This is a genomic window from Flavobacterium sp. (assembly GCF_049318185.1).
Lineage (GTDB): Bacteria > Bacteroidota > Bacteroidia > Flavobacteriales > Flavobacteriaceae > Flavobacterium.
This window is the reverse complement of sequence record NZ_JBMOGV010000105.1, coordinates 1-7684: the sequence shown is the minus strand read 5'-3', so window position 1 is coordinate 7684 and position 7684 is coordinate 1. Positions and strand designations below refer to the sequence as shown.

Genomic DNA, 7684 nt, shown 5'->3' with positions numbered 1-7684 from the left:
TTTGGATAATTTTAATGAAGCATTATTGAGTTTCAAACAATTTGTTGGTTACACCGAAGCAAAAAAAACACCTGAATTTAAAAACATCAATTATAATATTGCTTATGCTTATTTCAAGCAAAAAGAATATGAACAAGCCGGAAATTATTTCCAAAGTTTCATTGATGCCAATAAAGATGATAAAGTACGTTTGAATGATGCCTATTTGAGACTTGGTGATAGCCGTTTCGTAACTTCAAAATATTGGCCAGCCATGGATGCTTACAACAAAGCTATCGAAATGAAAGGCATTGATGCCGATTATGCAGCTTTCCAAAAAGCATTGAGCTATGGTTTTGTATCTAGAAATGATAAGAAAATAGATGATTTCAATAAGTTCCTCGCCTATTTTAAAACCTCTCAATACCATGATGATGCTTTGTTTGAATTAGGAAATACTTATGTGACTGAAAACAAAACTGACCTTGCGATTAAAACGTATGATCAATTATTGAGTGAATTCAAAAACGGTTCATTTGCTTCAAAAGCTATTTTGCGTCAAGGATTGGTATATTACAATGCTCAAAAAGAGGAACAAGCTATTGCAAAATTCAAGAAATTAGCGGCTGATTATCCAAGAACTCCTGAAGCTTTAGAAGCAGTTTCTACAGCACGTTTGATTTATATGGATAACGGAAAAGTTGATGAATATGCTTCTTGGGTTAAATCACTAGATTTTGTTGCCGTTTCAGATGCTGATTTAGATAACGATACTTATGAAGCCGCTGAGAAACAATTTTTACAAAACAACACTAAACAAGCCATTTCAAGTCTGAGTAGTTATGTTTCGAAATTTCCTAACGGAATTCATGCTTTAAAAGCTAATTTCTATTTGGCTCAATCCTATTATACAGATGGTATAGAAACCTATGCCATAACAAATTATGAATATGTTATCGGTAAAACCAGAAATGAATTCACAGAGCAATCTTTAGCCCGTTTATCTGAAATTCATTTGAAAAAAGATGATTATGCAAAAGCGATTCCAGTTTTAAAACGTTTAGAAGGCGAAGCAGATTTTCCTCAAAACGTAACATTTGCTCAAGCCAATTTGATGCGTGCTTACTATGACCAAAAAGAGTATGCTAATGTGGTTGTCTATGCTGATAAAGTTTTAGCCAATCCAAAAACGGATAATAAAGTAAAAAGTGATGCCCAAATAATTATAGCTCGTGCTGCTATTCAAGTTAATGATGAAGCCAAAGCTAGAGTAACTTACGCCAAATTATTAACTATTGCTAAAGGAGAATTAGCAGCTGAAGCTTTGTATTATGATGCTTATTTCAAAAACAAAGACGGTAGATATGAAGACTCTAATAAAACCGTTCAAAAATTAGCCAAAGACTATTCGGGTTATAAATATTTTGGAGCGAAAGGCTTGATAGTAATGGCAAAAAATTACTATCAGATGAAAGATAATTTTAGTGCTACTTCCATCTTGGACAGTGTAATTAAAAACTTCACCACTTATCCTGATGTTGTTACTGAAGCACAAACAGAATTAAACCTTATCAAAGGAGAAATTTCTAAAACGAATTCATCAATAACAAATTAAAAATCTTTGAATCTAACAGCTTCTCTGTGAATCTCTGTGTAACAATTCTAAATATGAAACAAGTAAAATTTATAATAATAGCATTTCTTTTGACCCAAATTTCTTTTTCCCAAAAGAAAGACGAAAATATAGGAACTGAAGTAGTAAATGTGGTAAAACCCTATACACCAACAATCTCTGATGCTTTCAAAGTAAAAGAAACGCCAACATTGGATGATGAAGAAACCACCAAAAAAGAAACTATTCAATACACTATTTTTTCTTTTCCAGTAGCGTCAACTTTCACACCTTCTAAAGGTAAAGCAGTCAATGTTGATAAATCACCAGAAGAGAAAATTTTCAGCAATTATTTAACTTTAGCTGCAGGAAATTATGGAAATATAAATGCCGACTTATTTGTTATTAAAAACATAAGCAATTCCGATTATTTTGGAGCCATGTTACGCCATAGTTCTTCACAAGGTGGAATTAAAGATGTGGTTTTAGATGATAAACTTTTCAATACTGCTTTGGATTTAACCTACAGCAGCAGAACCAGAAAATTCAACTGGAATACAGATTTAGGATACAAAAATCAAGTGTATAATTGGTACGGAATTCATCCAACAATTTTTGACGATGCCACAATTAATACAATAGATGAGCAGCAAAAGTATCATACTTTATACCTTGGAGGCAGATTGGCTTTGGATAATATTTTAAAAGAAAGCTCGGTTAGATTCATCCGTTTTTGGGATGCTTTTGGTTCCGCTGAAAATCGTTTTGTCGCAAAACCAGTTTTTGAATTTGATATCTTTGAACAAAAGATTAAAACCGATTTTGTGATCGATTATTGTAGTGGCTCATTCGATCAAACCTACAGTGGCGGAAACTCTTTGAAATATGGTTTTACTAATATTGGATTTCAGCCTAACATCAAAATCAATAAAGGCGATTTATCAATGAATGTTGGTGCAGCATTTTTTTATAGTGCTGCTCAAAAAGGTGGAGAAAGTAAGGTTTTCATCTACCCAAAAGTTACAGGAACATTCAAATTAGTGGGAGATTTAATGGTTTTTTATGCAGGTTTAGAAGGAACTCTGCAACAGAATTCCTATCATGATTTTGTGCAACAAAACTTCTTTGTGTCGCCAACGCTTGGCATGGCACCAACAGATCAAAAACATGATCTATATGCTGGTTTGAAAGGAAAATTAGCTAGTAGCGTAAGTTATAATATTCGAGGTTCGTATAAAAATGAGAACGATAAAGCACTTTTTAAAAGTAACGGATACGATGATGACAATGGGAATACGGATGGATTTACCTTTGGAAATTCATTTAATGTAGTCTATGATAAAGTGAAAACGATTAGTTTCTTTGGGGAATTGAAAGCAGATTTTTCTAAAAATATTTCTTTTGGAATAAATGGTACTTTTAGTAGCTTTTCTACTGTTGCTGAAAAGGAAGCATGGAATTTGCCAGCAATACAATTAGCTGCCACTTTAGATGTAATGATAACCCCAAAATGGTACGCAGGAACTAGCCTGTTTTTTGTAGGAGATAGAAAAGACCAATTTGTCCGAACATCTGTTTCAGGGTTTTTTCCAATAGAGAATATCACCTTAAAAAGCTACTTCGATTTGAATGCGCATGTTGGATTTAAATTCAGCGAGCGTTTAACTTTTTTCTTAAAAGGAAACAATTTAGCCAATCAAAACTACCAACGCTGGTTGAATTATCCAGTTCAAGGATTGCAGGTTTTGGGTGGCGCGAGTTATAAATTTGATTTTTAAAAAAAGTAACTAAGTAGCTGATTGTCTAACTTATAGATAATTTAACTAAGTCACTCAACTACTAAGTCACTCAGTTACTCTAAAATGAAACACCAAATTCTCAATCGATACAAGCAACTTCTTCAAGACCGAATTGATGTTTTTCAAGACATGATTTTAGGATTGACCATTGATGCCCAAAACGATGCCAAAGGTTCCGCAGGCGATAAGCACGAAACCGCTTTGTCGATGATGCATATAGAACAAGAAAAATTGAGTTATAAGCTTAAAGAAGTATTAGTACAAAAAAATATTCTCGACAAAATTGATTCATCACAAGTTCACAAAAAAATAGCTTTGGGAAGTATAGTACAAGCAAATGGCATGACGCTTTTCATTTCTACCGCTTTACCAAAAATAAGTATTGAAAACAAAAACATTTTTGCGCTTTCGCCACAATCGCCTTTGGGAAGTAAACTAATGGGGAATCAAGTAGGTTTTGAATTTGATATGAATGGGAAAGAGTATACTATTGAAAGTGTTTTTTAACATTTTCAAACCGAATACAACCAATTCTAATTTTTTTACTTTCATATTTTAATATAATTATTTAATTTAGTTATATATTATAACTAATTATTTCTATTTAGTTTATGTATTGAAATGAATATATCATTTTTGCTCTTATAAAATTAATACGTTTAAAGATTATGTGCGGAATTGTATGCGCTTTTGATTTAAAACAAAAAGCAGAAACGTTAAGACCAAAAGTATTAGAAATGTCCAAAATCATCCGCCATCGCGGACCTGATTGGAGTGGAGTTTTTAGTAACGACAAAGCTATTATGGCACACGAAAGATTAGCGATTGTTGACCCTGCTTCGGGGAAACAACCTTTGTTCAGTCAGGATGGAAAATTAGTTTTGGCTGCCAATGGCGAAATATACAATCACAGAGAATTGCGCAAACAATTTGAAGGAAAATATCATTTTCAAACCGAAAGTGACTGTGAAGTTATCTTGGCTTTATACAAAAAAAAAGGCGTTCATTTTATTGATGAAATGAACGGTATTTTCGGATTTGCAATTTATGATGTGGATAAAGACGAATATTTTGTAGCACGGGACCACATGGGAATTATTCCATTATACATCGGTTGGGATCAACACGGAACTTTTTATGTAGCTTCCGAATTAAAAGCGTTGGAAGGGTATTGCACCAAAATTCAATTGTTTCCTCCGGGACATTATATGACCAGTAAGGATGGCGAGTTCGTACAATGGTACAAAAGAGAATGGACAGACTATGATACTGTAAAAGACAACAAAACTAATATTGATGATATAAAAGTTGCTTTGGAAGCAGCGGTTCACCGTCAGTTGATGAGTGATGTGCCTTATGGCGTGCTACTTTCTGGCGGATTGGATTCATCCATTACATCGGCTATAGCCAAAAAATATGCGCAAAAAAGAATTGAGTCGGGTGATACACAAGAAGCGTGGTATCCACAATTGCACTCGTTTGCAGTTGGTTTAGAAGGTTCGCCCGATTTAGCGGCTGCTCAAGTTGTAGCTGATTATATTGGAACCATTCACCATGAAATTAAATTTACCATTCAAGAAGGATTAGACGCGATACGTGATGTGATTTACAATCTTGAAACCTATGATGTAACAACTATTAGAGCATCAACGCCCATGTGGTTAATGGCAAGAGTTATTAAATCGATGGGAATAAAAATGGTGCTTTCGGGCGAAGGTTCAGATGAGTTATTTGGTGGTTATTTATATTTCCATAAAGCGCCAAATGCTCAAGAATTCCATGAAGAAACGGTTCGAAAATTAAGCAAATTACACATGTACGATTGTTTGCGTGCTAATAAAAGTTTGGCCGCATGGGGAATTGAAGGTCGTGTGCCTTTTTTAGACAAAGAATTTATGGATGTAGCAATGAGAGTAAATCCACAAGATAAAATGATTAATCCCGATCATCCTATGGAAAAATGGGTGCTTCGTAAAGCATTTGAAGACATGCTTCCCGAAAGTGTGGCTTGGCGACAAAAAGAGCAATTTAGTGATGGTGTAGGATACAGTTGGATAGATACTTTGAAAGCGACAGTGGCAGTTGAGATTTCGGATGAACAATTAGTCAATGCTAAGTATAAATTTCCGTTGCAAACGCCTACATCCAAAGAAGAATATTATTATCGTTCTATTTTTAACGAACATTTCCCAAGTGATGCCGCCGCATTATGCGTGCCTCAAGAAGCTAGCGTTGCTTGTAGTACCAAAATTGCTTTAGAATGGGATGAAGCGTTTAAAAATATGAACGATCCATCGGGTAGAGCAGTGGCGAATGTTCACGATGATGCTTATATTAAAATTTAAAATAATGTTGAGAAAAAAATAAATTAAAGAATTTGTTGTTAGATTGAATTTTAGTTTGCTTGTTTTGAAACGTCCGTCTTTTTAGGCGGGCGTTTTTTGTTGAAATCCTATCGAAAATGTTAATAACTTAAAGGTTTTATAGTCGAATTTAAATAGGAAATCCTAAGTGTTTTTATATATTTGCGTGTTAGACAAAAAATTGATTTTTTACCCTAAAATAATATGAGCGACGAGATTAAAAAGAATAGTTATTCAGCCGATAGTATTCAGGCATTAGAAGGAATGGAGCATGTTAGAATGCGTCCTTCCATGTATATTGGAGACACTGGTGTTAGAGGTTTACATCATTTAGTTTATGAGGTAGTAGATAACTCTATTGACGAGGCATTAGCTGGACATTGCGACACTATTGGTGTAATTATAAATGAAGATAATTCAATCACCGTTGAAGATAATGGTCGTGGAATTCCAGTTGATATGCACAAAAAAGAAGGCGTTTCTGCTTTGGAAGTGGTTATGACCAAAATTGGTGCTGGAGGAAAATTTGACAAAGATTCCTATAAAGTTTCTGGAGGATTGCACGGTGTTGGAGTTTCGTGTGTCAATGCACTTTCTGACCATTTGCGTGCTACGGTATATCGCGAAGGAAAAGTATACGAGCAGGAGTACGAAAAAGGAAAATCAATGTATCCTGTTAAACAAATTGGTGAAACAACCAAGAGAGGAACGATGGTTACTTTTAAACCTGATGCAACTATTTTTACACAAACATTAGAGTATTCCTATGATACCATAGCAGCTCGTATGCGTGAACTTTCTTTTTTAAATAAAGGAATTACGATTACATTGACTGACAGAAGATTTACTAAAGAAAACGGCGATTTTGAAGGAGAAGTTTTTCATTCAAAAGAAGGATTGAAAGAATTCGTTCGTTTCCTTGATGGCAATCGTGTGCCAATCATTAGCCATGTGATTAGCATGGAACATGAAAAAGGCGAAATTCCTGTTGAGGTAGCATTAATTTATAATGATAGTTATGCTGAGAATATATTTTCTTATGTAAACAACATTAATACACACGAAGGAGGAACGCATTTGCAAGGTTTCCGTATGGGTTTAACTCGTACTTTGAAAAAATATGCGGATGCTTCTGGATTATTAGAAAAATTAAAATTTGAAATTTCGGGCGATGACTTCCGTGAAGGATTAACTGCTATTATTTCGGTAAAAGTTCAAGAACCACAATTTGAAGGACAAACCAAAACTAAATTGGGTAATAGAGAAGTAGTTTCTCCAGTTTCTCAAGCAGTAGCTGAAATGCTAGAAAATTATTTGGAAGAAAATCCAAATGATGCTCGTATCATTGTTCAGAAAGTAATTCTTGCAGCAACAGCCCGTCATGCTGCTAAGAAAGCGCGTGAAATGGTGCAACGTAAAACCGTTCTTGGTGGTGGTGGTTTGCCCGGAAAATTGTCTGATTGTTCGGAACAAGATCCAGCAAAATGCGAGGTTTACTTAGTCGAGGGAGATTCGGCTGGTGGAACCGCAAAACAAGGGCGTGATAGAAATTTCCAAGCGATTTTGCCATTAAGAGGTAAAATCTTGAATGTGGAAAAAGCGATGCATCATAAAGTTTTTGAAAACGAAGAGATACGAAATATATTTACAGCTTTAGGAGTAACAATTGGTACAGAAGAGGATTCCAAAGCCTTAAACTTAGAAAAATTGCGATACCATAAAGTAATTATTATGTGTGATGCCGATGTGGATGGTAGTCACATTTCTACTTTGATTTTGACCTTCTTTTTCCGATTTATGAAAGAACTAATTGAAGGCGGACACGTTTATATTGCTGCGCCACCTTTATATTTAGTTAAAAAAGGAAACAAAAAAGAATACGCTTGGAATGATGATCAACGAGATATTGCTAACGAAAAGATGGGTGGAAG

5 protein-coding genes are annotated in these 7684 nt (G+C 34.6%); all 5 read left to right on the top strand.

Annotated elements, in window-relative coordinates:
- Positions 1–1594: tetratricopeptide repeat protein (locus ACOYLT_RS09270; RefSeq protein WP_422853577.1), on the top strand; the 1594-nt coding region annotated here is incomplete at its 5' end.
- Positions 1595–1647: 53 nt separating this feature from the next.
- Complete coding sequence (locus ACOYLT_RS09265; RefSeq protein WP_422853576.1) at positions 1648–3369, top strand: TonB-dependent receptor; 1722 nt, start codon at positions 1648–1650, stop codon at positions 3367–3369.
- A gap of 84 nt (positions 3370–3453) precedes the next feature.
- On the top strand, positions 3454–3897 hold the full coding sequence (locus ACOYLT_RS09260; protein WP_422853575.1) for a hypothetical protein: 444 nt from the start codon (positions 3454–3456) through the stop codon (positions 3895–3897).
- A gap of 161 nt (positions 3898–4058) precedes the next feature.
- Complete coding sequence (gene asnB, locus ACOYLT_RS09255) at positions 4059–5735, top strand: asparagine synthase B (RefSeq protein ID WP_422853574.1); 1677 nt, start codon at positions 4059–4061, stop codon at positions 5733–5735.
- 222 nt (positions 5736–5957) lie between these two features.
- A partial coding sequence (locus ACOYLT_RS09250) for a DNA topoisomerase subunit B (protein WP_422853573.1) occupies positions 5958–7684 on the top strand: 1727 nt, incomplete at its 3' end.

Bases quoted from the DNA above. Each gene is read 5' to 3' on its own strand.
- ACOYLT_RS09265 (WP_422853576.1), top strand. From the start codon at position 1,648: ATGAAACAAGTAAAATTTATAATAATAGCATTTCTTTTGACCCAAATT.
- ACOYLT_RS09260 (WP_422853575.1), top strand. From the start codon at position 3,454: ATGAAACACCAAATTCTCAATCGATACAAGCAACTTCTTCAAGACCGA.
- asnB (WP_422853574.1), top strand. From the start codon at position 4,059: ATGTGCGGAATTGTATGCGCTTTTGATTTAAAACAAAAAGCAGAAACG.